Source organism: Streptomyces sp. NPDC037401 (genome assembly GCF_055602345.1).
In genome coordinates, this window is sequence record NZ_JBVJWO010000019.1 from 56550 (window position 1) to 80760 (window position 24211).

The following is a 24211-nucleotide window of genomic DNA, read 5'->3' on the forward strand; positions in this document are numbered from 1 at the left end:
ACGGGGATCCGGGGCCGGCGGCAGGGCGCACGGCTGCGCCCCGCCACCAGGGTAGTCATTGCGATCGTCCCCGCAATGGGGGCTCAAGTGGCGGACGTGCCGGTGCCGCGGGATTCGACGAGCGCGCGCAGGGTGCGGGCGTCGCCGATCGCCTGCTGCCTGGCCACGCCGGGCTGGATGCCGAGGGCGGGCAGGCTGGTGCCGTCACTGAGGTCGAGGAAGACCCAGGGGTCGCCCGGGCGGAGGTTCACCCGGAGGATCTGCGCCCAGGCCAGCCGGCGGCGGGTGGTGAGGTTGACCACGGTCACACCGGTCTCGTCGGCGACGACCTTGGGCCGGCTGAGCAGCACGAGGACGGAGCTGAGCAGGGCGGCGGTGAAGACGAAGCTGATCTTCTCGCCGGTACTGAGGCGGTCCAGCATCAGGGCGACCGCGGTGATGGTCGCGAACATGGCCGAGCCGACGCCCAGCAGAACGGCCCGGGTTCGCGTCGGCCGGAAGGTGACCGGGAGGGTGGGCTGTTCGGCGGGGGCGGCGGACTCGGCCATGGTGTGCTGTTGCCTTTTCGGGGGTGTGGATCAGAGACGGCAGGCGTGGATCGAGGTGGTGAGGATCGCGCGCGCGCCGAGCTCGTACAGGTCGTCCATGATCCGCTGGGCCTCCTTGGCCGGGACCATGGCGCGGACCGCGACCCAGCCTTCGTTGTGCAGCGGGGAGACGGTCGGCGACTCCAGGCCCGGGGTGAGGGCGACGGCCCGCTCCAGGTGCTCGGCGCGGCAGTCGTAGTCCATCATCACGTAGCTGCGGGCGACCAGGACGCCCTGGAGGCGCCGCAGGAACGTCTGGACCTGGAGGTCGACGGTTTCGTCGGCCTCCGTGCCGGCGCGGCGGACCACGACGGCCTCGGAGGTGAGGATCGGCTCGCCGATGACCTCCAGGCCGGCGTTGCGCAGGCTGGTGCCGGTCTCGACCACGTCCGCGATGATCTGGGCGACGCCCAGCTGGATGGCGGTCTCGACCGCGCCGTCGAGGTGCACGACGGAGGCGTCGATGCCCTTGTCGGCGAGGTGCTTGGCGACGATTCCCTCGTACGAGGTCGCGATCGTCATCCCGTGGAAGTCCTCGGGGCCCTTCGCGGTGCCCGGCCGGGTGGCGTAGCGGAACGTCGAGCGGCCGAAGTTCAGCGGCAGGATCTCCTCCGCGCTGGCACCGGAGTCCAGGAGCAGGTCACGGCCGGTGATGCCGATGTCCAGCTTGCCCGAGGACACGTAGATCGCGATGTCCTTCGGGCGCAGGTAGAAGAACTCGACCTCGTTGTCGGGGTCGATGACGACGAGTTCCTTGGACTCCTTGCGCTGGCGGTAGCCGGCCTCATGGAGCATCTCCGACGCAGGCCCGGAGAGAGAACCCTTGTTGGGGACGGCGATGCGCAGCATGGGGTCGGTTCCTTTTCGCGAGAAGTGTGGTGCTGTGCGGAGCGTGCGGTGTGCGAGGGGTACGGCGGTACGGCTCAGAGGTGCTTGTAGACGTCTTCGAGGGTGATCCCGCGCGCGACCATCATCACCTGGACGTGGTACAGCAGCTGCGAGATCTCCTCGGCGGCGGCTTCTTTGCCCTCGTGTTCGGCGGCCATCCAGACCTCCGCGGCCTCTTCGACGACCTTCTTGCCGATGGCATGGACACCCTTGCCGACCAGCTCTGCGGTGCGGGAGGTGCTGGGGTCGCCGTTGGCGGCCTTGAGCTGGAGCTCCGAGAAGAGCTCCTCGAACGTCTTGGGGGTCTTGTTGGCCATGATGGTCCTCAGAATACGGGGTGGACCGCCGCCACTCAGCGCCAGGGTTCGCTGACGGTCCGCAGGGTCATGGCGGTGGCGACTGCGGCGGTGACCGCTTCGTGGCCCTTGTCCTCGTTGGATCCCTCGAGGCCGGCCCGGTCCAGGGCCTGCTCGTCGGTGTCGCAGGTCAGTACGCCGAAGCCGACCGGTACGCCGGTGTCGACGGAGACCTGCACGAGGCCCTGGGTGACGCCCTGGCACACGTAGTCGAAGTGCGGGGTTCCGCCGCGGATGACGACGCCGAGGGCGACCACTGCATCGTAGCCGCGCTCGGCGAGGACCTTCGCCACGACGGGGAGCTCGAAGGTGCCGGGCACGCGCAGCAGGGTGGGCTCGTCGATGCCGAGCTCGTGCAGGGCGCGCAGGGCGCCGTCGACGAGGCCGTCCATGACCTTCTCGTGCCACTGCGCCGCGATCACGGCGACCCGCAGGTCACCGCAGTTACGTACGCTCAGTTCGGGTGCGCCCTTGCCGCTCACAGCTCTCCTCGGTGCTTCGGGTTACGACTAAAACGGGATGACGGGGTTACGGGGTTACGGCTGCCGCGGGTCACTGGTTGCCGCAGGCGGACACCGCGGCGGCCGCTGCGGGGTCCAGCCAGGGCAGGTCGTGACCCATGCGGTCCCGCTTGGTGCGCAGGTACCGCAGGTTGTGCTCGCCCGCCTCGACCGGCATGGGCTCCCGGCCGGTGACGCGGACCCCGCCGCGGACCAGGGCGGCGGACTTCTCGGGGTTGTTGGTCAGCAGACGGACCGAGCGGACGCCGAGGTCGGCGAGCATCCGGGCGCCTGCGCCGTAGTCGCGGGCGTCGGCGGGCAGGCCGAGTTCCAGGTTGGCGTCGAGGGTGTCGCGGCCGCGCTCCTGGAGCTCGTAGGCGCGCAGCTTGGACAGCAGTCCGATGCCGCGGCCCTCGTGTCCGCGCAGGTAGACGACGATCCCGCGGCCCTCGGTCGTGATGCGCTCCATGGAGGCGTGCAGCTGGGGGCCGCAGTCGCAGCGCAGCGAGTGGAAGATGTCGCCGGTCAGGCACTCGGAGTGCATCCGGACGAGGACGTCCTCGCCGTCGCCGATCTCGCCGTGGACGAGGGCGACGTGCTCGACGCCGTCGACGGTGGAGCGGTAGCCGTAGGCGGTGAACTCGCCGAACGACGTGGGCAGGCTGACCTCGGCCTCGCGGCGGACGGTGGGCTCGGAGCCGCGGCGGTAGGCGATCAGGTCCTCGATGGAGATGATCGTCAGGCCGTGCTTGCGGGCGAAGGGGATCAGCTCGGGCAGCCGCAGCATGACGCCGTCCTCGCCGGCGATCTCGACGATCGCTCCGGCGGGGCGCAGTCCGGCGAGCCGCGCGAGGTCGACGGCGGCCTCGGTGTGGCCGGGGCGGGTCAGGACGCCGCCGGGCTTGGCGCGCAGCGGGAAGATGTGGCCGGGGCGGACGAAGTCCGAGGCGTCGGTGGTGCCGCTCGCGAGCAGCTGGAGGGTGGTGGCGCGGTCGGAGGCCGAGATGCCGGTGGTGATGCCGTGCGCGGCGGTGGCGTCCACGGAGACCGTGAACGCGGTCTGCATCGACTCGGTGTTCTCGGCGACCATCTGCGGGAGTTCGAGCCGCTCCAGCTCGTCGTTCTCCATGGGCGCGCAGATCAGGCCGCGGCACTCGCTCATCATGAAGGCGACGATCTCGGGGGTGGCCTTCTCGGCCGCGATGACGAGGTCGCCCTCGTTCTCGCGGTCCTCGTCGTCCACGACGACGACCGGGCGGCCGGCCGCGATGTCGCGGATGGCCTGTTCGACGGGATCCAGCCGGAAGCTCTCGGTGCCATCGACGAGATCCGGTACGGGCTTGAGAGTCATGCCGCCGCTCCTTCGAGAGCCGGGGTGGAGGTGGAGGTCGTACGGGAGCGCTGGTACCAGTCGTAGGCGCCCCAGAGGACGAGTGCGCCGTAGACGACGTAGACGAGGCCGGAGAACGCGTAGCCGTTGGCGAAGGCGAGGGGCACGCCGACCGCGTCGACCAGCAGCCAGGCGAACCAGAACTCGACCATGCCCTTGGCCTGGGCGTACATGGCGACGATCGTGCCGACGAAGACGTACGCGTCGGGCCAGGCGTCCCAGGAGAGCGTCGGGAAGGCGGTGAAGAGCCCGCCGACGGCCAGGGTGCCGAGGGCGGCGGCGCCGAGCAGGTACGCACGCTCGCGCCAGGTGGCGAAGCGCACGGCGAGCGAGCCGTCCTGGGCCTGCTGCCGGCCGCGGGTCCACTGGATCCAGCCCCAGGTGGCCACGAGGACGACGACGACCTGCTTGCCGGCGCTGCCGGAGAGGTGGCCGGCGGCGAAGGCGACGAAGAGGATCGCGCCGGACAGGAGCTGGATGGGCCAGGTCCATATGGAGCGGCGCCAGCCGAGGGCGAGGGCGATCAGGCCGGCCGTGTTGCCGATCATGTCGGCCCACTTGATGTGCTGCCCGAAGACGGTGAAGGCCTCGGAGTTCAGCCAGGTCAGGGCGCTCATGCCGGGGTGCCTCCGGCGTGCAGCGGGTCGACGCCGGCGGCGAGGAGGCGCTCGACGTACTTGGCGAGGACGTCGACTTCCAGGTTGACCGGGTCGCCGCTCTGCTTGATGCCCAGCGTGGTGAGCGCGAGCGTGGTGGGGATGAGGCTGATGGTGAACCAGTCCGCGGCCGCCTCGACCACCGTCAGGCTCACGCCGTCGACGGTGATGGAGCCCTTCTCGACGACGTAGCGGGACAGCTGCGCCGGGAGCGAGACCTTGACGATCTCCCAGTGCTCGGAGGGGGTGCGGGAGACGATGGTGCCCGTGCCGTCCACGTGGCCCTGGACCAGGTGGCCGCCGAGCCGCCCGCCGAGCGCCATCGGGCGCTCCAGGTTGACCCGGGAGCCGGCGCCGAGCGCGCCGAGGCTGGAGCGCTTGAGGGTCTCGGCCATCACATCGGCGGTGAACTCGCCGTCCGCGGTCTCCACCACCGTCAGACAGACGCCGTTGACGGCGATCGAGTCGCCGTGCTTGGCGCCTTCGGTGACGACCGGGCCGCGCAGCCGGAAGCGGGAGGCGTCCTCGAGCTCCTCGACGGCGGTGACCTCGCCCAGTTCTTCTACGATTCCGGTGAACACTCAGTGCTCCTTGGGGGCGGTGGGGACGGCGGTGATGCGGAGATCGGGGCCGATGCGGACGGTCTCGGTGATCTCGAGACGGAGCGCGTCGGCGATCGTGGTGATCCCGGCGTCGGCGAGGGCGGCGGGGCCCGCGCCGAGCAGGACCGGGGCGAGGTAGCCGACGACCTTGTCGACGGCTCCCGCGGCGACGAAGGCGCCGGCCAGGGTCGGCCCGCCTTCGAGGAGTACGGAGCGGACGCCGCGCGCGTACAGCTCGCGCAGCAGGGCGTCCACGGAGAGTCCGGGCCCGTCGTACGGCAGCCGGGCCAGCTCGACGCCCGGCAGGTGGCCGGTGTCGGCGTCCTCGGCGACGGCGACGAGGGTGGGCGCGGCGTCGTCCAGGACCCGGGCGCCGGGCCGGATGCCGGCGCGGGTGTCGACGACGACCCGCAGCGGCTGGACGGCGCCCTCGACGCCCCGGACGGCGAGGTGGGGGTCGTCGGCGCGCAGGGTGCCGGAGCCGACGACGACGGCGTCGGACTCGGCGCGCAGCCGGTGGACGTCGGCGCGGGAGCCGGCGGAGCTGATCCAGCGGCTGGTGGAGTCGGCGGCGGCGATGCGGCCGTCGAGGGTGGCGGCGTACTTCCACAGGACGTACGGGCGGCCCAGGCGGACGGAGGTCAGCCAGGCGGCGTTGCCTTCGGCCGCTTCGGCCTCCAGCAGCCCGCCGGTGGTCTCGATCCCGGCTGCGCGCAGGGTCGCGGCACCGCCGCTGGCCTGCGGGTTGGGGTCGCCGACGGCGTAGTGGACACGGGCGATGCCGGCGTCGATCAGCGCCTGGGCGCAGGGGCCGGTGCGTCCGGTGTGGTTGCAGGGTTCGAGGGTGACGTACGCCGTGCCGCCGCGGGCCCGCTCGCCGGCCGCGCGCAGGGCGTTCACCTCGGCGTGGGGGCCGCCGGCGCGCTCGTGGTGACCCTCGCCCACGACGGTCCCGGCAGCGTCGGTGACGACGCAGCCGACGACGGGGTTGGGGCTCGTGGAGCCGAGGCCGCGGGCGGCGAGCGCAACGGCTCGTCGCATGGCGTCTGCATCGGCGTGGTGCGCCACCGGGTCCTCCTGCCTCATCGGGCACGGACTCCGGGGCCTGTCGGGATACGACAGAAGAGCGGGACACGCACGGGGACGCCGAGGCCGAAAACGGCCGGCCCAACGGCGGAAACGCCGGTGAACCGCCAACGGCGGCGTACCTGTGACTGGCCCGCCGCGCACTGCCTCCCATCCGGACTTTAACCGTCGGTCCAGGAATTTCACCTGGTCAACCGGCCGCTGGCTGCGGACGGGTCGCGGACTATAACCGCCGGTTCGGAATTACACCGACCCCGGAGTGCGCTGCTACTGGTACTAGGGCCAGTGTGCCACGCCCGATCGACGCCCATGCGGGTGACCGAGTGTGGCCTGGCTCACAACCGGACGCATTCAGGCAGGTTCAACCGCCCCGCCCGGCTTTGGTCCAGACCTATTGACGGCGTGGTCTAGTCCTCTTAATGTCTGCTTCACCTTCCCGGGAGACAGCCCGTCAGATGTGCGCACATCACGGGCCAACACGCGCCACCTATCAGTTCGTTGTGTCCTGCCAACCTCCCTTCCCCAGGAGGCACGATCGTGCTGTCCCCCACGCGCACGAGAGCCACGCTGATGGCAGCCGGAGCCGCAGTTGCCGGCCTGCTGTTCAGCTCGCTCTCGGCCGGCGTCTCGCACGCCGCCGACAACGAGTCCTGTCGCCCCGACGGGCTTCACAAGACCCCGGGCGTCGACGTCCCCTACTGCTCCGTCTACGACACCGAGGGCCGCGAGAAGATGGGCGCGGACCACCAGCGCCGCGTCATCGGCTACTTCACCGGCTGGCGCACGGGCAAGGACGGGACCCCCGCCTATCTGGCCAACAACATCCCGTGGTCCAAGGTCACCCACCTGAACTACGCGTTCGCCCACGTCGGCAGCGACAACAAGATCTCCGTGGGCACCGACGGCCCGTCGAACGCCGCCACCGGGATGACCTGGCCGGGCGTCGCCGGCGCAGAGATGGACCCGGCCCTCCCGTACAAGGGCCACTTCAACCTGCTGAACAAATTCAAGAAGCAGTACCCCGCCGTCAAGACCCTCGTGTCGGTCGGCGGCTGGGCCGAGACCGGCGGCTACTTCGCCGACAACGGCGACCGGGTGGCCTCCGGCGGCTTCTACTCGATGGCCACCAACGCCGACGGCTCGGTCAACCAGGCCGGCATCAACACCTTTGCCGACTCGACGGTCGCGTTCATCAAGAAGTACGGGTTCAACGGCGTCGACATCGACTACGAATACCCGACCACGATGAAGGACGCGGGCAACCCGCTCGACTGGACCCTCGCCAACGCCCGCCGCGCGGGCCTGGTCCAGGGCTACGCGGCGCTGATGAAGACGCTGCGCGAGAAGCTCGACACCGCGGGCGCCGCCGACGGCCGGCACTACCTGCTCACCGTCGCCGCCCCCTCCTCCGGCTACCTGCTGCGGGGCATGGAGACGTTCCAGATGCAGAAGTACCTGGACTACGTCAACATCATGTCCTACGACCTGCACGGCGCCTGGAACGAGTACGTGGGCCCGAACGCCTCGCTCTTCGACGACGGCAAGGACGGGGAGCTGGCCGCCGCGGGCGTGTACGGCAGCCAGCAGTACGGCGGCATCGGCTACCTCAACACCGACTGGGCGTACCACTACTTCCGCGGGTCCATGCCGGCGGGGCGCATCAACATCGGCCTGCCGTACTACACCCGCGGCTTCAAGAACGTGCAGGGCGGGACCGACGGCCTGTGGGGCAAGGCCGCGGCGGCCACCTGCCCGGCGGGCGCGGGCCTGACCAAGTGCGGCGACGGGGCCGTCGGCATCGACAACCTGTGGCACGACAAGGACACCAACGGCGTCGAGTCCCCCGCGGGCTCCAACCCGATGTGGCACGCCAAGAACCTGGAGAAGGGCGTCGTCGGCGACTACGTCACCAAGTACGGCTTCCCGGCGAACACCACCCTGACCGGCACCTACGCCCGCAAGTACGACGCGACGCTGGTCGCGCCGTGGCTGTGGAACGCGCAGAAGAAGGTCTTCCTCTCCACCGAGGACGAGCAGTCGGTCGCCGCCAAGGCGGACTACGTGGTCGACCGCGGCATCGGCGGCACCATGGTGTGGGAGCTCGCGGGCGACTACTCCTGGAACGCCGCGAAGGGCCAGTACGAGCCCGGTGACACGCTCACTTCGCTGATGTACGACAAGTTCAAGGCTGCCGCCCCGTACGGCGCGAAGAAGGCGGGCAGCGCCCTGCCGACGCAGGCCGTGGACGTCAAGGCGGAGTTCACCGAGTTCAAGCTGGGCGACTCCAACTACCCGCTCACCCCGAAGATCAAGATCACCAACAACACGAAGACCGCGCTGCCCGGCGGCACGGAGTTCCAGTTCGACTACTCGACCTCGGCTCCGAACAACGCCTCGGACCAGTCGGGCTTCGGCACCAAGGTGATCAGCAGCGGCCACACCGGCAACAACGTCGGCGGCCTCAAGGGCGACTTCCACCGGGTCTCCCTGAAGCTCCCGGCCTGGCAGTCGCTGGCCCCGGGCGCCACGGTCGACCTGGCCTTCAACTACTACCTGCCGGTGTCCACGCCCTCCAACTGGACGGTGAACATCTCCGGCACGACGTACGCCCTCGCCGGCGACCTGGCGCGCGGCACGACACTGGTCGAGCCGGGCTCCGGCAGCACGACGGGCGGGACCACGGGCGGAACGACGGGCGGCACCACCGGCGGGACCACCGGCGGCACGACGGGCGGCACCACCGGCGGAAGCACCGGCGGCACCTGCACCACCCCGGCCTACGTCGCGGGCACGATCTACAACAGCGGCGCGCTCGTCTCCCACAAGGGCCGCACCTGGAAGGCCCAGTGGTGGACCCAGAACGAAGAGCCCGGCACCACGGGCGAGTGGGGCGTCTGGAAGGACCAGGGCGCCTGCTGACGCGGCGGAGCCCGCGCTGATCCTTCGCCGATCGTGCGCCGACCCTGCGGGGTCGGGCTCCCTGCACCCGTGAGGACCCGGTGGCCCGGCGGCCACCGGGTCCTCCGCCGTCCCGGCTCTCCGGCACCCTCGTGCACCTGAGCGCACCGGACGCAGACGGATTCGAGGACAACCCGGACAAGCTGCGGTTCCTCCGGCCCGGATGTCACATTCCTGAGCGCCATCCGGTCTGAACTGTGTACGCATACGCATCCCACACAGCGAAGGCAGGACCCATGAGCACGATCCTCGTCACCGGCGGCACCGGCACCCTGGGCTCGCTCGTCGTCGCGCGGCTGCGCGCCGACGGGCACGAGGTCCGGGTGCTCAGCCGCCGGTCCCCGCAGTACCCCGTGGACCTGCGCGACGGCGCCGGGCTGGACGCCGCCCTGGCGGGCGCGGAGGTCGTCGTGCACTGCGCGAGCAGCCCGCGCGGCGGCGACGACACGGCCGCCGGCCACCTGATCGCGGCCGCCCGGCGGGCCGGGATCCGGCACCTGCTCTACATCTCGATCGTGGGCGTGGACGAGGTGCCGCTCGGCTACTACCGGACGAAGTACCGGGTCGAGCAGCAGATCGAGGCCTCGGGCCTGCCGTACACGATCCTGCGCACCACGCAGTTCCACGACCTGGTCGCCACGTTCTTCCGGGCCCAGTCGAAGCTGCCCTTCCTGGCGGCCCCGGCGGGGGTCCGGGACCAGCCGCTGGACGTCGCGGAGGTCGCCCGCCGGCTGGCGGAGCTCGCCGTCCTGCCGCCGGCCGGGCGGGTCCCCGACCTGGGCGGCCCCGAGGCGGTGGCCATGACGGACCTGGCCCGCGTCTACCTGCGCGCCACGGGCAGCCGCCGCCCGGTACTCCCGGTCCGGCTGCCGGGCAAGACCTTCGCGGCCTTCCGGCGCGGCGGCCACCTGACCCCGAACCGCGCCGCGGGGACGGCCGCGTTCGCGGAGTTCATGCGCGCGAAGAGCTCCGGGCACGGGCGCTGACGGCCCGCAGCACGGCCCGGCGGATCACTCCGCCGAAGGGGCGGGCGAGGAGGTACCAGTACGGCGCGAAGATCCGCCGGGTGCGCGGGTCGAGGGCGAGGACCCGGGTCCGCGTGGAGAGCAGACTGCCGCGCGGGTGGGCCGTCACCCGGAAGCCGATGACGGCCTTCAGGTGGCCGCGGGCGTCGAACCGGCCGAAGTGCTCCGGCCCGTCGAGGCGGACGAAGGGCGCCGCGGGCTTCCACCACTGCCCGGCGGCGCCCGACACGGTCTCCTCGCCGGGCCGTTCCGCCAGCGGTACGAAGGAACCGGCGAGCGCGTCGCGCAGCGTCCTGGCGCCGCCGTCCGCTGTCGCACCGGTCCTGCCGCGGAGCCGGGCGGGCAGCGAGCGCACGCCCATGAGCAGGCGGGCGACCGGCACGTCGGCGGGCGTCAGCTCCTGCAGCGCCTGCCAGACGTCCGCGGGCGGGGCGGGGACCACGAGGGTGTGCTCCTCCTGGAAGTCCCACCGGTCCATGGCCTCGTCGATCAGCACGGTCTCCCCCTCAGCCGGTCGTGAACACGGAGTCCTGGGCGGCGTCGCGGGCCACCAGCCGGGCGCCCTCGAGGACCGCGGTACCGCCCAGCGCGGTGGCCCGTACCCCGGTGGGGACGGGGGTCAGGGTGAGCAGGCGGGCCGCGACCCGGTCGGCGAGGCCGGGGCCGCCGGCGAGGCCCAGCTCGCCGCCGAGCACCACACAGCCCGGGTCGAGCACGGCGGCCACCGCGGCCGCGCCGACCGCGAGGCGCTCGGCGAGCGCGTCGAGGAACGCCTCACCGGCGGCTCCCGCCACGGCTTCCTCAGCCGTGCCCCGGAATCCGTGCTCCGCTGCGAGCCTCCCGACGGCCGCCCGGCCGGCCAGGGCGTGGAAGCCCCCCTCGCAGCCGGTGGCCGAGGGCAGCCCGCCGGTGCCGGGGACCGGCAGGAAGCCGATCTCGCCGGCGCCGCCGGAGGCGCCGCGGCGCAGCCGTCCGTCGAGGACCACTGCGGCGCCCACTCCGGCGCCCAGCCACAGCAGGACGAAGGACTCGGTGTCGCGGGCGGCGCCGAGCCGCTGCTCGGCGACCGCGGCCAGGTTGGTCTCGTTCTCGACCAGCACGGTGGCGGGCAGCCGCTCCTGGAGCAGGGCGACCAGTTCCCGGTGCCAGGCCGGCAGGCCGGCGGTGCTGCGCAGTTCGCCCGTGGCCGGTGCCACCAGGCCGGGTGCGCCGATCACAACCGTGTGCAGCTCCCCGGCGCCCGCCTCCCGGGCGGTGCGCTCCAGCTGGGCCACCGCGTCCCCGGCCGCGCCGGGGGGCAGTTCGGTCCGGGCGAGCGGGCGGCCCAGCAGGTCCGTGACGACGGCGGTGGCGCTGTCGGTGCGGACGTCCAGGGCCGCGAGGTGCGCGCGGCGGGCGACGATCCCGTACACGCGGGCGTTGGGGCCGCGGCGCTGCTCCCCGGACTCCCCCACGATCTCGATCAGGCCGGAGGCGGAGAGCCGGTCCACGAGGTCGGCGACGGACGGCCGGGACAGGCCGGTGAGCGCCTTGAGCTGGGTCGCCGTCAGGGGACCTTCCTCCTGGAGGAGGCGCAGCGCCAGCCGGTCGTTGATCGCACGGGCCGTGCTCGGGGAGGCAGAAGACATCGAACGCACGGTCCAGAAACTATCGCTTCGGTCCACAGTTCGGTTCACAGGCGGCTTCCCGGTTCGATTCGCTCTGGTTGGTGCGGGCGTGTTGCGGGCGTGGTGCGGGGTTCTGCGGAGGGTGACGCGGGGGGCTTAATCATCAGGCAGGTTCCCTGATAGTTTACGCCCATGACTGGGGACACCGACCTCACCCCGCGGCGGCTGCGCCGCGCCCGCTTCGCCATCGCGTCCGTCTTCTGCGTCCACGGCGCGGTGACCGGAAGCTTCGCCACCCGCATCCCCTGGATCCAGGAGCACGCGTCGCTCAGCGCGGGCGCCCTGGGGATGGCCCTCGCCTTCCCCGCCGTCGGCGCGGCCCTCGCGATGCCGCTGGCCGGGCGGATCAACCACCGCTTCGGGGCCCGCACCGCGCTGACCGGCCTGCTGGCGCTGTGGACCCTCTCCCTCACCCTGCCGAGCCTCGCCCCCGGGCTGCCCGCGCTCTGCTTCGCCCTCTTCGTGTACGGCACCACGGCCGGGATGTCCGACGTGGCGATGAACGCCCTCGGCGTCGAGACCGAGAACCGGCTGCGCCGCTCGATCATGTCGTCGCTGCACGGCATGTGGAGCGTCGGCGCGCTGCTGGGATCGGCGGCCGGCACGGTCGCCGCCCACGCAGGTACGGACGCCCGCCTGCACCACCTGGTCGCGGCCCTCGTCCTCACCGCCCTGGGGCTGTTCGCCTGCCGCGGCGTGCTGGACCTGCGCAGCGCCCCCGGCGAGGAACCGCCGCCGCACTTCGCCCTGCCGCCCCGGTCCGCCCTGCTCATCGGCGCCGTCGGCTTCTGCGCCGTCTTCGCGGAGGGCGCGAGCCTGGACTGGTCCGCGGTCTACCTGCGCGACGTCCTGCACACCGACGCCGGTCTCGCGGCCGCCTCCACCACCGCCTTCGCGCTCACGATGGCCGTGGCGCGGCTCGCGGGCGACCGGGTGGTGGACCGGTTCGGGCCCGTCCGCACCGTGCGGACCGGCGGGTTGCTCGCCACCGCCGGCGGGCTCCTGGTCGTCACCGCCTCCCATCCGGGGGCGGCGCTGGCCGGGTTCGGGCTGATCGGGCTGGGCATCGCGGTGGTCGTGCCCCTGGCCTTCGCCGCGGCCGCGCGCAGCGGCCCGGCCCCCGCGCAGGCCATCGCGGGCGTCGCGACCATCACGTACACCTCGGGGCTCATCGCCCCCTCCGCGATCGGCGCGGTCGCCGACGCCACCTCCCTGGTGGTGTCGTTCGGGCTGGTCACGCTGCTCGCCTTCGCACTGACCGCGGGGGCCTCGGTGCTGCGGCAGAAGGGGCGTACGAACCGGGAGGCCGCCGCCTCCGAGGCGTCCAACCAGGACGAACCCGCAGGAATACGACCGTAGGATACGGCTGGCCGCGCCGCGGCCCGCAGCAGCACCACCCCGGCGGCAGCCGGGCGGAAACGGAGTGGAACATGCGCCTCGGCGTGGGCTGGACCCTGCACGGCGACGGGCGGACCCCCGCCCCCGGAGCGGTGGTGCGGCCGGACGAGCGGCTGTCGTGGCCGCGCACCGCCGGGCTCGGCGCCCAGCACGTCGTGGCCATGTTCGGCGCCAGCTTCGTGGCCCCCGTCCTGATGGGGCTGGACCCGAACCTCGCCATCATGATGTCGGGCATCGCGACGGCGATCTTCCTGCTCGCCACCCGCGGCCGGATCCCGTCCTACCTGGGCTGCTCGCTCTCCTTCGTCGGTGTGGCCGCCGCGATCCGCGCGTCCGGCGGGGACAGCGCGACCGTCACGGGCGCGGTGTTCGTGGTGGGCGCCGCGCTGTTCCTCGCCGGCCTGGCCGTGCAGCGCTTCGGCGCCCGGGTCATCCACGCGGCGATGCCCCCGGTGGTCACCGGCGCCGTCGTGATGCTGATCGGCTTCAACCTCGCCCCGGTGACGGCGGCGACGTACTGGCCGCAGGACCAGTGGACCGCGCTGCTCGTGATGCTCTTCACCGGCCTGGCGGTGGTGTGCCTGCGCGGCTTCTGGTCGCGGATCGCGATCTTCCTGGGCCTGGTCTTCGGGTACGGCATCTCCTGGGTCTTCGACCGGGTCTTCGGGAAGATCCACTCCACCGCGGGCGGCGCCGAGGCCGTCGACCACTGGCGGCTGGACCTCTCCGGGGTGGCCAGGGCCGACTGGCTCGGGCTGCCGTCGTTCCACGCACCGGCCTTCGAGTGGTCGGCGATCCTGGTCGCCCTGCCGGTCGTGATCGCGCTGATCGCCGAGAACGCCGGACACGTCAAGGCCGTCGGCGAGATGACCGGCGATCCGCTCGACGACAAGCTCGGCACCGCGATCGCCGCCGACGGCGCGGCCTCCATGCTGTCGACCGCAGTCGGTGGCCCGCCGAACACCACGTACTCCGAGAACATCGGCGTGATGGCGGCGACCCGCGTCTACTCCACGGCCGCCTACTGGGCCGCCGCGGGATTCGCCCTGCTGTTCGGCGTGTGCCCCAAGTTCGGCGCGGTCGTCGCGGCGATCCCCGGCGGCGTGCTCGGCGGCATCACCGTCATCCTCTACGGCATGATCGGCCTGCTCGGCGCCCAGATCTGGCTCAACGGCCGGGTGGACCTGCGCAATCCGCTGAACCTGGTCCCGGCCGCCGCCGGCATCATCATCGGCGTCGGCGGGGTGAAGCTGCAGATCTCGGACAACTTCGAACTCGGCGGCATCGCCCTCGGCACGATCGTGGTCATCACCGGCTACCACGCACTGCGCCTCTTCGCCCCGGCGCACCTCAAGGAGCAGGAACCCCTGCTGGACTCGGGCACCTCCGCCTACGACGAGCGCGCGACCCCCTAGCCGGTGTCCGGGACGCGTTCGCCCGAACCGGGGAAGCACCCGGCCAAGTTCCCCGTACCCGCACCGCATGCTGCGAACCTGCCCCCATGGATGCAGTACTCACGCGGATGCGCGCGCTGGACGAACGGCTCCCCCCGCACGACGGCGTCGCGGTCTTCAACCGCGTGTACCTCGCCGTCACCGAGGAACTGCAACGGCGGATCAGATCGGGGGAGTTCCCGGTGCGGCGGACCGCCGCGACGCTGGCCGCGCGGTTCGCGGAACGCTACCTGGCCGCGGTGGAGGCGGCCGCCGACGGGGACCGCGCGCCCGCCTGCTGGCGGCCGCTGTTCCAGTACCGCCGCCACCCCGGCGTCCGGCCGCTCCAGCACGCGCTGGCCGGGATCAACGCCCACATCGGCCACGACCTCGCGCTCGCGGTGGTCACCACCTGCCGGACCCTGCACTGCGATCCGCCCGCCCTCGAAAGGGACTTCGACCAGGTCGGCGAGACCCTGGTGGCGCTGGAGGAGCGCATCCGCGAGGAGCTGATGCCGGGCCCCGACCTGCTCCAGATCGCCGACCCGCTCACCCATCTGCTGGGCTCGTGGTCGCTCCAGCGCGCCCGCGACGCTGCCTGGGCCTCCGCCCGGCTGCTGTGGAGCCTGCGCGGATCACCGGACCTGGCGGACGAGTTCAGGGAGTCGCTCGACGCGGGCGTGGGACTGGTCGGGCGCTGTCTGCTCACCCCCGTCGCCGCGCGCTGCGAGCGCCCGGTCCAGCTGTGCGGATGACGGGTAGCGGTTGACCGGTGCCGGGCGACGGTGCGACCCGCGCCCGGGCATGAGAACGGGCCGCCGCCGTGCAGGCTCCATGCGCACGGCGGCGGCCCGGGTTCGGGGGGACCGGGTGATCAGTCCTCGGGGAGTTCGACCGGCGCGATCTCGTCGTACAGGTCGCCGGGGCCCCGGTTCGTCGCGTCCGTCTCGCCACCGAAGTGGTGCATGACGCCCCACACGGCGTTCAGCGCGGTCTGCACGGCGCCCTCGGCCCAGCCGGCCGTCCAGGAGATGTCGTCGCCCGCGAGGAAGATGCCCCGCTTGTCCTCGGGCAGCCGGTCCTGCATGAAGTGGGTGAACAGGCGGCGCTGGTAGCGGTAGTGCCCCGGCAGGTTCGCCTTGAACGCGCCCATGAAGTACGGCTCGTTCTCCCACGACACGGTCACCGGGTTGCCGATGATGTGGCGGCGGATGTCGACGTTCGGGTAGATCTCGCCGAGCGACTTCAGCATGACCTCCATCCGCTCGTTCGCGGACAGCGGCAGCCACTTCAGGCTGTCGTCGCACCAGGTGTACGACAGGCAGATCACGGCCGGCTTGTCCGGGCCGTTGTCCAGCAGGTACGTGCCGCGGGTCATCCGGTCGGTCAGCGTCATCGACATGGTGTCGCGGCCGGTCTGCTCGTCCTTGTCCAGCCAGAACGGCCGGTCCACCGGCACGAAGAGCTTCGAGCTCTCCATGTAGTGGGTGCGCTCCATCGCCGTCCAGTGGTCGATCGGGAAGAGCGAGTCGTCGCACGCGATCTTGGACAGCAGCATCCAGGACTGCGCGGTGAAGATCGCCGCGCGGTACGTGCGGATGTCGCCGGAGGCGTCGGTGACCGTGATGCGGTTGCCCGCGGTGCGGTGCAGACGGGTCACGGCCGGGCGCGGGGTGCCGTCGTGCAGCGAGGACAGGGACGTGCCCGGGGCCCAGTGCACGATCTTCTCGGGCTCGCGCTCCCACAGGCGCAGCGGCAGCTGCTGCGAGCCGCCCACGATGCCGCGGTGGTGGTCGTCGGCCTCGGTGTAGACGACGCGGAGGATCTCCAGGATGGAGTTCGGGAAGTCGGTGTCCCAGCCGCCGGTGCCGAAGCCGACCTGGCCGAAGATCTCCCGGTGGCGGAAGGACTTGAAGGCCTCCGACTTGCAGAGGAACCCGTAGAAGGTCTCGTCGTCGAGCTTCTCGACGAGCTTCGCCCAGATCTCGCGGATGCGCGGGACGTCCCGCTCGCGCATCGCGGTGTTCATGTCGGAGAAGTCGGCGCCCTCGTCGAGGCAGGCGTTCCACGCGTCGGCGACGTCGCGGTAGACCTGCGGGAGGTCGGCGATGGTCTCGGCGTAGTGCGTCTCGCCCTTGAGGTCCACGACCGTCGAGGGGGTGGCCTCGGCCAGCGGGTTCGGGAAGGGCTCCGTCTTCAGGCCGACGAGGTCGATGTAGTGCTGGAGCGCGGTCGAGGACGGCGGGAAGCGCATGGCGCCCATCTCCGCGGTCAGTTCCTCGGTGCCGGCGCCCTCGAAGCCGACGGTCCGCAGCCGTCCGCCGATCTGGTCCGCCTCGTAGACGACGGGCTTGAGGCCCATCTTCATGAGCTCGTACGCCGAGATTATGCCGGACAGGCCGCCGCCGATGACCGCGACCTCGGCGCCGTGCTCGGTCGCGGGTATCTGCCCGAGGCCCGCGGGGTGCGCGAGGAAGTCGTCGTACGCGTACGGGAAGTCCGGGCCGAACATCGTGATCGGCGGCTGGCCGTCGGCGTGCGGGACGGCGGTGGGGACCGTGGACGTCATGGGGGTACGGCTCCTTGCGGGCAGGGGTGCTGAAGCGGAGGGGGTCAGACGAGCGAGGCGTAGAGGCCGGGGCGGCGGTCGCGGAGGTACGGGTTGTTCTCGCGCGAAGCGGCGAGCAGCTCCGGGTCCACCTCGCCGAACACCATTTCCTCCCCGCGTCCGGCGCGGGTCCGGGTGACTCCGTCGGGACTGGCCAGGCAGCTCAGGCCGACGAACTCGAACTCCCCCTCCGGGCCGGTCCGGTTGACGTACGCGACGTACATCTGGCTCTCGAAGGCCCGTACCGGGACGAGGTGCTCGGCGACGAACTGGAACGGGTGCATCTGTGCGGTCGGCACCAGCAGCAGGTCCGTACCGGCCAGCGCGTGGGCGCGGACGTTCTCCGGGAACTCGACGTCGTAGCAGATCATGATCCCGACCCGCAGTCCGCCGAGCTCGGCCTGGACCACCGGCACGTCGCCGGGGACGAAGCTGTCCTGCTCGAAGCAGCCGAAGAGATGGGTCTTGCGGTAGTTCGCCAGCGAGGTCCCGTCGGGGCCGATGAGCTGCGCCGAGTTGTACACGGCCTCGCCCTCGCGCTCCGGGTAGCCGTAGAGCACGGCCACGCCGTGACGGCGGGCGATCTCGCCGATGGCCCGCGCGGACATCCCGTCGCTCGCCTCGGCCAGCTTCGGCACGTCCTCGCCGATCGCGTACCCGGTCAGGAACATCTCCGGGGCGACGAGGAGGCCGGCTCCGGCGCCCGCGGCACGCTCGGCGGCCTCTTCGAGCACCTTCAGGTTCTCGGCGACGTCGCCGAGCCGTCCGGAGCTCTGAAGAAGGGCGGTGCGCAGCTGGGGCATGAGCGACCTCTGAGGCGAAAGGGGGTTCCTGGGGGACCTTTAGACCGTACGGTGCGCTCTTCGGCCCGGACAAGGCGCGACCATTGCACGCCGCTGAACGATTCGTTGCGCGTTATGCACGCCGGACGGCGATTTGTTGCGTGCCCCTCGTCAGCCCGGAGGAGTACCCGGGGACCGCCACGCGGCGGAGGCGGTCCGTACCTCGGTGTGACGCCCGGCGGGGGCCCGGCCACGAGAGTGGGAGTCACCGGGGAACGCCCCCGCCGACCTGCCGAAAGGGCCCGTGATGAACCTCCGCACCAAGACCTCTGCCGTGTGCCTCGCGCTGCTGCTGACCGCGGGGGCGGCCGGCTCCGCCCTCGCTTCGGGGGAGCAGGCGCCGGACCGCGGCGGGCCGCGCGAGGCGGCGGCGCTGACCGGTACGGCGAAGCTGTACCGCCCGGCCGGGGACGACATCACGTTCACCTTCGACGCGCACCTCGCGGCGAAGGACAACAGGAATCCGAACGCCGCCACGGGCACCTTCCGCTTCAGCCACTACGTGCCGGGGTCGGACTGGGGCGGCTCGGCGGACGTGCGGGTCGACTGCCTGATGACGGGCGGCAGGACCGCCGTGGTCAGTGGGATCGTCACCCGCTCGGACGGCGTGCTCGGCCCCTCGAAGGGCAAGCGCGTGGGCATCTCCGTGACGGACGACGGCAAGCGCGACCGGCTCGGGTACAGCTGGGCGGCCACGAACGACCCGACGGCCCACGACGTGCCGCCGTGCACCAGCTCGGCGCCGTTCGAGCGGACGAAGGCGGGCACGGGCGACTTCCGGGTGCTGCCGTGGCACCCGGAGTACCCGCGGGGCTGATCGCGGAGGTGGCCCTGGGTGGCCCGTGGGCGGGTGTCCCGTCGGCGAGACAGGGCCCGGGACCGGCTAGCCGGGCGCGCCGGAGGTGAAGCGCCTGAGCAGGGGGGAGAGCACCAGGACGGACTTGGTGCGCTCCACGAACGGCTCGCCGGCGATCCGTTCCAGGACCCGTTCGAAGTGCCTCATGTCCGAGGCGAAGATCTGGACGAGGGCGTCCGCGTCGCCGGTGACGGTCGACGCGGACACCACCTCGGGGTACCGCTCCAGACCTCGCCGGATGTCGTCCGGCGAGGTGTTGTGGCGGCAGTAGATCTCGATGAAGCCCTCGGTCTCCCAGCCCATGGCGGCGGGGTCGACCCGGACGGTGAATCCGGTGATGGCGCCTTCCGCCCTGAGCCGGTCCACGCGCCGCTTGACGGCGGGCGCGGACAGGCCGACCTCGGAGCCGATGTCGGCGTAGGACCGGCGGGCGTCCTCGGCGAGGGCGTGGACGATGCGTTCGTCGAGATCGTTCAGTCGCAAAGCGGGCGGATCACTTCTGTTCAGTGGCCTCGGCGGCCACAGTGGCCAGGCTGGAGCGGCGCATGCCGTAGAAGAAGTAGATCACGAACCCGGCGGCCATCCAGCCACCGAAGGCCAGCCAGGTGGCGAGGGGCAGCTTGGTCATCAGGTAGCCGCAGAAGACGAAGCCCAGGATGGGGGTGACCGGGAAGAGCGCGACCTTGAAGGTGCGGTTCATGTCGGGGCGCTTGTAGCGCAGGATCACCACGGCGATGTTGACCAGGCCGAACGCGAAGAGGGTGCCGATGCTGGTGGCGTTGGCGAGCTCGCTGAGCGGAATGGTCGCGGCGAGGATTCCGCAGAAGAGGCAGACGATGATCGTGTTGGCGCGCGGGGTGCCGGTCTTGGGGTCGACCTTGGCGAAGACCTTGGGGATCAGGCCGTCGCGGGCCATCGCGAAGAGGATGCGGGTCTGGCCGTACAGCACGGCGAAGACGACGCTCGCGATGGCGACGACGGCGCCGGCGGCGAGGACGACGCTCCAGAAGCTGTGGCCGGTGACGTCTTCCATGATCTGCGCCAGGGCGGCCTCGCTGCCCTCGAACTTCTCCCACGGCATGGCGCCGACGGCGACGAACGCGACGAGGCAGTACAGCACGGTGACGATCAGCAGCGAGAGCATGATCGCGCGGGGCAGGTCCTTCTTCGGGTTCTTGGCTTCCTCGCCGGCCGTGGAGGCGGCGTCGAAGCCGATGTACGAGAAGAAGAGCATGGAGGCGGCGGTGCTGATCGCGGTGACGCCGAGCGGGGCGAGCGGGGTGTAGTTGCCGGCCTTGATGCCCATGAAGCCGATGACGCAGAACAGCACCAGGGTGACGATCTTGACGCCCACCATGATCGAGTTCACCCGCGCGCTCTCACGGGCGCCGCGGAGCAGGAACACCATGGACAGCATGACCACGACGAGGGCCGGCAGGTTGATGTAGCCGCCCTCGCCCAGCGGGGCGGAGAAGGTCTCGGGGATGGTCAGCCCGATGGTGCCGTCCAGCAGCTCGTTCAGGTACTGGCCCCAGCCGACGGCCACGGCCGCGACGGAGACGCCGTACTCGAGCACCAGGCACCAGCCGCAGACCCAGGCGACGAGCTCGCCCATGGTGGCGTACGAGTACGAGTACGAGGACCCGGAGACGGGTATGGAGCCGGCCAGCTCCGCGTAGGACAGGGCCGAGAAGAGCGCGGTGAGGCCCGCGACGATGAAGGCGATCCAGACGGCCGGGCCGGCGACCGGGGTGGCCTCGCCGAGCACGACGAAGATGCCGGTGCCCAGGGTCGCGCCGATGCTGATCATCGTCAGCTGCCACATGGTGAGGGAGCGCTTGAGCGCACCGCCCTCGCCCTGGCCGCCCTCGGCGACGAGCAGCTCCACCGGCTTGCGCCGCATGAGGGGGCTGCCGGTGCGCGCAGGCTTGGTGAGGGGCGGCGCCTGGCCGTTGTCCAGCACGGGGGGACTCCTTGTCGCTGCGGGGGGAGTGGGGTGGCGTCGACCGCGGCGAATCCGGAGCAGGGCGGACCTGAATCAGAGCAGGAGCATGCCGGGGACCGCCGAGCAGGCAGTCGCACCACTCCACGTACAGCGAGTGAGCCTACGAGCTGGGGGTTCCCGCCCGTAATGCACCATCTTTGCACAATGGCGCACGATCATTGCGCGCATCTGCCCGAGATGGTTGTTTGTTGCACGAGAGCGATCGATCAATGCGCACTCACTCTCCGCTACCGCCTCCGGAGACCCTTGACAGTTCGTCAGATCTGCCGCACTGTGCGCCCGCCCCGACCACCGACGCAAGGCTCTCGGGAGGCTGCCGTGGACCTGGACGTGCTCTACGAGATCGACGTGCCGAGGCCCTGGCACGGACCCCATCCGCACGGCCAGCGGGCGGCCGAGCAGCGCGCCTACCGCGAGGCCGTCGAGCAGATCCGGCTGGCCGACCGGATGGGCTTCCGGACCGTCTGGGCGGTCGAGCACCACTTCCGCGAGGGCCGCTCGCACTGCCCCGCCCCCGAGGTCCTGCTCGGCCACCTCGCGGCGCTGACGGAGCGGATCCGCCTCGGCTTCGGAGTGACCCTCACCCCCTTCGGCTTCACTCCCCCGCAGCGCATCGCGGAGAAGGTCGCCGCCGTGGACGTGCTCTCGGGCGGCCGCGTGGAGTGGGGCACCGGCCGCTCCACGCCCATGGAGCAGGCGGCGTTCGGCGTCGACCGCGAGCGCTCGCGGGACGACTGGCGCGAGGCGATCGGGATCGTCACCGACATGTGGCGCGAGGAGTACTTCGCCTACGCATCCCCGCGCTTCTCCTTCCCCCGCCGCATGGTCACCCCCAAGCCCGTCCAGGATCCGCACCCGCCGGCCTGGATGGCCGCCACCTCGCCGGGATCGGCGCAGGTCGCGGGGGCCGCCGGCCTCGGACTGCTGTCCTTCTCGATCATGCAACCGCTGGCGGAGATGGCCCGGCAGATCACGGCGTACCGCGCGGCGGGCCGCACCCCGTCCCCGCTGACGGACGTCACCACCGACCGGGTCGCGGCCTACACGCTGGTCCACGCGACCGGGCCGCGGACCGCTCCGTCCGCCCGCGTCTGGGACTCGGTCGCCTGGTGGTACGGCAACCTCGCCCGGTTCACCCTCGACTGGGAGCTCCCCCACCTCTCCCCCGACGAGCGCGACCGCGCCTTCCCGCTGCTGCGGCCGATCCTCGAAGGCGCCGTCCCGGTAAGGGAGTTCGACGACGGGGACATGATCCTCATCGGCGACGCGGAGACGATCGTCCGCAAGGCCAAGCGGTACGCCGACCTCGGCGTGGACCAGCTGATCTGCTACGTCCAGTGGGGGTACCTGGAGCACCGGGAGATCCTGCGCACCCTGGAGGTCCTCGGCAAGGAGGTCATCCCCGAACTGGCACGGTACGAGCCCCGCCCGGACCGGACCCCTCGGTGAGCGCGCCCGCAGGCGGCCCCGCCGCCGGCCCCGGACCGGCGGAGCCCGACACCTCCCCCGTGCCCGACTACGCCCGCCTCCACCGCCTCGACGGCCGGCGCTTCGTCCTGCTCGGCGCGGGCAACGGCATCGGCCGGCAGAGCGCCCACGCACTCGCCGCGGCCGGGGCCCGGGTGCTGTGCGTGGACCTCGACGGGCCGCGGGCCGGGGCCGTGGCCGCCGAGACCGGCGGGGTCGCGTACCGCGCGGACGTCACCGGGCGCGCGGCCGTACGCGAGCTCTTCGCCGCCGCTCCCGGCCTGCTCGGCGGCCCGCCGGACGGCGTCGTCGACATCGTCGGCATGGCCCGCTACGCCGCCCTCGACGAGCTCGACGACGAGGCCTGGGACTGGCACTTCGACATCGTGCTGCGGCACGCCTGGCTGACCGTCCAGTACGGCGGCGCGGCCCTGGCGGCCGCCGGCGGCGGCACCCTCGCCTTCGTCGCCTCCGTCTCCGGGCTGACGGCCGCGCCGCTGCACGCCGCGTACGGCGCCGCGAAGGCCGCCCTCGTCTCCCTGGTCCGCTCGGCGGCGGTCGAGCTCGGCCCGCGCGGGATACGGGTCAACGCCGTCGCACCGGGGGTGGTGTGGACACCCCGGGTCGGCGCGCTGCTCGGCGCCGGGGGCCGGGCCCGCAACGCCGCCAACGCCCCGCTGGGCCGGGTCGCGGAGCCGTCCGACATCGCCTCCGTGCTCCTTTTCCTCTCCTCACCCATGGCGGCGTACATCTCTGGGCAGACCTTGGTGGTGGACGGCGGCGTGGGAGTGAAGTTCCCGTATCCGACGATCGGAGGCGAGCGTTGAGCGCAGTGCGCGAGGGCCGGGACGACCGGGACGGCAGAGCCGGCGGGGAGGGCCGGGACGGCTGGCTCGATCCGCTCCCCTTCCTGCGCGGGGTGGCCTGGCTGGAGGGCGGCCGGGTGGTCCGGGCCGACCCGGCGGACTCCATGCGGCTGCCGTGGGACACCGGCGAGCGCGCGACCCTGCCGATAGGCGTCCGGCTGGAGTTCGACGCCGGGCCGGGCACCCGGGCGGTGGAGATCCGCTACCGCGCGACCGTGCCCGGGCCGACCGACGCCCTGCGGGACCTGGCGCACGTCTTTGCCCTGTGGAACCGCCACGGCATGCTGCGGGAGCTGTTCACGGAGCCGGCGGAGGAATCCGTCGTGCGCATCGCCCTGCCGCCGGGCCGGGGGCCGTACACGGTCCACCCGCCGGAAACCCAGTCCCCGCTGATCCTCGGCCTGCGCGGGCTGGGCGGCCCGCTGCTGCCCGCGCCGCCCACGCCGCGCTGGGTGGTGCACGGCGACTCGATCACGGAGGGGTGGTGGTCGACCCGCCCGGCCCACGGCTGGCCCGCGGTCGCGGGCCGGGCGCTCGGCCTGGACACGGTGAACCTCGGCTACGCCGGCGCGGCGCGCGGGGAGCTCCCCACGGCCGAGCAGCTGGCCACGCTCCCGGCCGACCTGATCACCCTGGCGTTCGGCACCAACTGCTGGTCTCGCATTCCCTACTCGGTACCGCTGCTGTACGAGACCACGCGGACCTTCCTCGACCTGGTCCGCCAGGGCCATCCCGAGACCCCGCTGCTGCTGGTCTCCCCCGTCGTCCGGCCGGACGCCGAAGCGACGCCGAACCGGCTGGGCGCCACGCTCGCGGAGCTGCGGGCGGCGATGGAGCGGGCGGTACGCGACCGGATCCTGGCCGGGGACCGGCGCCTGGCCCTGCTGCCGGGGCTGCCCGTGCTCGGCCCGGAGCACCTCGCGGACGGGCTGCACCCCAACGACGCCGGGCACGCCGCACTGGGCACGGCCGTCGCGGAGTCCCTGCGCAAGGAGGGGTTCGCGCCCGCGTACCCCTGAAA

23 protein-coding genes and 1 riboswitch are annotated in these 24211 nt (G+C 72.2%); of the genes, 9 read left to right on the forward strand and 14 right to left on the reverse strand.

Annotated elements, in window-relative coordinates:
• Positions 1–83: 83 nt before the first annotated feature.
• The 8 genes from ACZ7H1_RS21605 to ribD form a co-directional block, all read right to left on the reverse strand.
• The gene (locus ACZ7H1_RS21605; protein ID WP_470788753.1) at positions 84–548 is read right to left on the reverse strand and encodes a PH domain-containing protein; all 465 of its coding nucleotides are present in this window, start codon (positions 546–548) and stop codon (positions 84–86) included.
• 30 nt (positions 549–578) lie between these two features.
• A complete protein-coding gene (hisG, locus tag ACZ7H1_RS21610) occupies positions 579–1436 on the reverse strand; it encodes an ATP phosphoribosyltransferase (RefSeq protein WP_470788755.1) in 858 nt (285 codons plus the stop codon).
• A gap of 74 nt (positions 1437–1510) precedes the next feature.
• Positions 1511–1792, reverse strand: a complete 282-nt coding sequence (locus tag ACZ7H1_RS21615; protein ID WP_470788757.1) for a phosphoribosyl-ATP diphosphatase — start codon at positions 1790–1792, stop codon at positions 1511–1513.
• Between the two features lie 35 nt (positions 1793–1827).
• On the reverse strand, positions 1828–2313 hold the full coding sequence (gene ribH / locus ACZ7H1_RS21620) for a 6,7-dimethyl-8-ribityllumazine synthase (RefSeq protein ID WP_470788758.1): 486 nt from the start codon (positions 2311–2313) through the stop codon (positions 1828–1830).
• Positions 2314–2383: 70 nt separating this feature from the next.
• Positions 2384–3682, reverse strand: coding sequence for a bifunctional 3,4-dihydroxy-2-butanone-4-phosphate synthase/GTP cyclohydrolase II (locus ACZ7H1_RS21625; protein WP_470788760.1), 1299 nt, complete (start codon positions 3680–3682; stop codon positions 2384–2386).
• Positions 3679–4338 (reverse strand): nicotinamide mononucleotide transporter family protein, encoded by a 660-nt coding sequence (locus ACZ7H1_RS21630; protein WP_470788761.1) that lies wholly within the window; start codon positions 4336–4338, stop codon positions 3679–3681. Before ACZ7H1_RS21630 ends, ACZ7H1_RS21625 begins: the two co-directional genes overlap by 4 nt.
• Positions 4335–4958 (reverse strand): riboflavin synthase, encoded by a 624-nt coding sequence (locus ACZ7H1_RS21635; protein WP_470788763.1) that lies wholly within the window; start codon positions 4956–4958, stop codon positions 4335–4337. Before ACZ7H1_RS21635 ends, ACZ7H1_RS21630 begins: the two co-directional genes overlap by 4 nt.
• A complete protein-coding gene (gene ribD, locus ACZ7H1_RS21640) occupies positions 4959–6020 on the reverse strand; it encodes a bifunctional diaminohydroxyphosphoribosylaminopyrimidine deaminase/5-amino-6-(5-phosphoribosylamino)uracil reductase RibD (protein ID WP_470788765.1) in 1062 nt (353 codons plus the stop codon).
• A 181-nt stretch (positions 6021–6201) separates the two neighbouring features.
• Positions 6202–6332: riboswitch (FMN riboswitch) on the reverse strand.
• A gap of 270 nt (positions 6333–6602) precedes the next feature.
• Here ribD and ACZ7H1_RS21645 point away from each other — a divergent pair.
• Complete coding sequence (locus tag ACZ7H1_RS21645) at positions 6603–8984, forward strand: chitinase C-terminal domain-containing protein (RefSeq protein ID WP_470788767.1); 2382 nt, start codon at positions 6603–6605, stop codon at positions 8982–8984.
• A 275-nt stretch (positions 8985–9259) separates the two neighbouring features.
• Complete coding sequence (locus ACZ7H1_RS21650; RefSeq protein ID WP_470788768.1) at positions 9260–10009, forward strand: SDR family oxidoreductase; 750 nt, start codon at positions 9260–9262, stop codon at positions 10007–10009.
• Here the strand turns inward: ACZ7H1_RS21650 and ACZ7H1_RS21655 are convergent.
• Positions 9975–10544, reverse strand: a complete 570-nt coding sequence (locus tag ACZ7H1_RS21655; protein WP_470788770.1) for a hypothetical protein — start codon at positions 10542–10544, stop codon at positions 9975–9977. The two genes, ACZ7H1_RS21650 and ACZ7H1_RS21655, sit on opposite strands and share 35 nt — an antisense overlap.
• A gap of 10 nt (positions 10545–10554) precedes the next feature.
• Positions 10555–11676, reverse strand: coding sequence for an ROK family transcriptional regulator (locus tag ACZ7H1_RS21660; protein WP_470788772.1), 1122 nt, complete (start codon positions 11674–11676; stop codon positions 10555–10557).
• Positions 11677–11847: 171 nt separating this feature from the next.
• On the opposite strand from ACZ7H1_RS21660, the gene ACZ7H1_RS21665 reads away from it, so the two are divergent.
• From ACZ7H1_RS21665 to ACZ7H1_RS21675, 3 genes are all read left to right on the forward strand, one after another.
• Positions 11848–13074 (forward strand): MFS transporter, encoded by a 1227-nt coding sequence (locus ACZ7H1_RS21665; protein WP_470788774.1) that lies wholly within the window; start codon positions 11848–11850, stop codon positions 13072–13074.
• A 71-nt stretch (positions 13075–13145) separates the two neighbouring features.
• Positions 13146–14528 carry a uracil-xanthine permease family protein gene (locus tag ACZ7H1_RS21670; protein WP_470788776.1) on the forward strand — a complete coding sequence of 461 codons (1383 nt, stop codon included), beginning with the start codon at positions 13146–13148 and terminating at the stop codon, positions 14526–14528.
• 86 nt (positions 14529–14614) lie between these two features.
• Complete coding sequence (locus ACZ7H1_RS21675) at positions 14615–15301, forward strand: DUF5995 family protein (protein WP_470788778.1); 687 nt, start codon at positions 14615–14617, stop codon at positions 15299–15301.
• A gap of 119 nt (positions 15302–15420) precedes the next feature.
• Here the strand turns inward: ACZ7H1_RS21675 and ACZ7H1_RS21680 are convergent, their stop codons facing one another.
• Both ACZ7H1_RS21680 and ACZ7H1_RS21685 read right to left on the reverse strand, forming a co-directional pair.
• The gene (locus ACZ7H1_RS21680; RefSeq protein ID WP_470788779.1) at positions 15421–17115 is read right to left on the reverse strand and encodes a flavin monoamine oxidase family protein; all 1695 of its coding nucleotides are present in this window, start codon (positions 17113–17115) and stop codon (positions 15421–15423) included.
• 44 nt (positions 17116–17159) lie between these two features.
• A complete protein-coding gene (locus tag ACZ7H1_RS21685; RefSeq protein ID WP_470788781.1) occupies positions 17160–17957 on the reverse strand; it encodes a carbon-nitrogen hydrolase family protein in 798 nt (265 codons plus the stop codon).
• A gap of 286 nt (positions 17958–18243) precedes the next feature.
• Between ACZ7H1_RS21685 and ACZ7H1_RS21690 the strand changes: the two genes are divergently transcribed.
• Positions 18244–18813: a Repetin gene (locus ACZ7H1_RS21690; RefSeq protein WP_470788783.1), complete on the forward strand. Its 570-nt coding sequence runs from the start codon at positions 18244–18246 to the stop codon at positions 18811–18813.
• Positions 18814–18879: 66 nt separating this feature from the next.
• Here the strand turns inward: ACZ7H1_RS21690 and ACZ7H1_RS21695 are convergent, their stop codons facing one another.
• Complete coding sequence (locus ACZ7H1_RS21695; RefSeq protein WP_352195102.1) at positions 18880–19335, reverse strand: Lrp/AsnC family transcriptional regulator; 456 nt, start codon at positions 19333–19335, stop codon at positions 18880–18882.
• A gap of 10 nt (positions 19336–19345) precedes the next feature.
• Positions 19346–20815: an amino acid permease gene (locus ACZ7H1_RS21700; RefSeq protein WP_470788785.1), complete on the reverse strand. Its 1470-nt coding sequence runs from the start codon at positions 20813–20815 to the stop codon at positions 19346–19348.
• 360 nt (positions 20816–21175) lie between these two features.
• Here ACZ7H1_RS21700 and ACZ7H1_RS21705 point away from each other — a divergent pair, with 360 nt between their 5' ends.
• Genes ACZ7H1_RS21705 through ACZ7H1_RS21715 form a run of 3 tightly spaced genes read left to right on the forward strand, consistent with a single transcriptional unit; the run spans position 21176 to position 24209 of the window.
• Positions 21176–22306, forward strand: coding sequence for an LLM class flavin-dependent oxidoreductase (locus ACZ7H1_RS21705; RefSeq protein WP_470788787.1), 1131 nt, complete (start codon positions 21176–21178; stop codon positions 22304–22306).
• Positions 22303–23151 (forward strand): SDR family NAD(P)-dependent oxidoreductase, encoded by an 849-nt coding sequence (locus ACZ7H1_RS21710; RefSeq protein ID WP_470788789.1) that lies wholly within the window; start codon positions 22303–22305, stop codon positions 23149–23151. Before ACZ7H1_RS21705 ends, ACZ7H1_RS21710 begins: the two co-directional genes overlap by 4 nt.
• Positions 23152–23156: 5 nt before the next feature.
• Positions 23157–24209: a GDSL-type esterase/lipase family protein gene (locus ACZ7H1_RS21715; protein ID WP_470788891.1), complete on the forward strand. Its 1053-nt coding sequence runs from the start codon at positions 23157–23159 to the stop codon at positions 24207–24209.
• Positions 24210–24211 lie beyond the last annotated feature (2 nt).

Bases quoted from the DNA above. Each gene is read 5' to 3' on its own strand.
- ACZ7H1_RS21605 (WP_470788753.1), bottom strand. From the start codon at position 548: ATGGCCGAGTCCGCCGCCCCCGCCGAACAGCCCACCCTCCCGGTCACC.
- hisG (WP_470788755.1), bottom strand. From the start codon at position 1,436: ATGCTGCGCATCGCCGTCCCCAACAAGGGTTCTCTCTCCGGGCCTGCG.
- ACZ7H1_RS21615 (WP_470788757.1), bottom strand. From the start codon at position 1,792: ATGGCCAACAAGACCCCCAAGACGTTCGAGGAGCTCTTCTCGGAGCTC.
- ACZ7H1_RS21625 (WP_470788760.1), bottom strand. From the start codon at position 3,682: ATGACTCTCAAGCCCGTACCGGATCTCGTCGATGGCACCGAGAGCTTC.
- ACZ7H1_RS21630 (WP_470788761.1), bottom strand. From the start codon at position 4,338: ATGAGCGCCCTGACCTGGCTGAACTCCGAGGCCTTCACCGTCTTCGGG.
- ribD (WP_470788765.1), bottom strand. From the start codon at position 6,020: ATGCGACGAGCCGTTGCGCTCGCCGCCCGCGGCCTCGGCTCCACGAGC.
- ACZ7H1_RS21650 (WP_470788768.1), top strand. From the start codon at position 9,260: ATGAGCACGATCCTCGTCACCGGCGGCACCGGCACCCTGGGCTCGCTC.
- ACZ7H1_RS21660 (WP_470788772.1), bottom strand. From the start codon at position 11,676: ATGTCTTCTGCCTCCCCGAGCACGGCCCGTGCGATCAACGACCGGCTG.
- ACZ7H1_RS21665 (WP_470788774.1), top strand. From the start codon at position 11,848: ATGACTGGGGACACCGACCTCACCCCGCGGCGGCTGCGCCGCGCCCGC.
- ACZ7H1_RS21670 (WP_470788776.1), top strand. From the start codon at position 13,146: ATGCGCCTCGGCGTGGGCTGGACCCTGCACGGCGACGGGCGGACCCCC.
- ACZ7H1_RS21675 (WP_470788778.1), top strand. From the start codon at position 14,615: ATGGATGCAGTACTCACGCGGATGCGCGCGCTGGACGAACGGCTCCCC.
- ACZ7H1_RS21680 (WP_470788779.1), bottom strand. From the start codon at position 17,115: ATGACGTCCACGGTCCCCACCGCCGTCCCGCACGCCGACGGCCAGCCG.
- ACZ7H1_RS21685 (WP_470788781.1), bottom strand. From the start codon at position 17,957: ATGCCCCAGCTGCGCACCGCCCTTCTTCAGAGCTCCGGACGGCTCGGC.
- ACZ7H1_RS21690 (WP_470788783.1), top strand. From the start codon at position 18,244: ATGAACCTCCGCACCAAGACCTCTGCCGTGTGCCTCGCGCTGCTGCTG.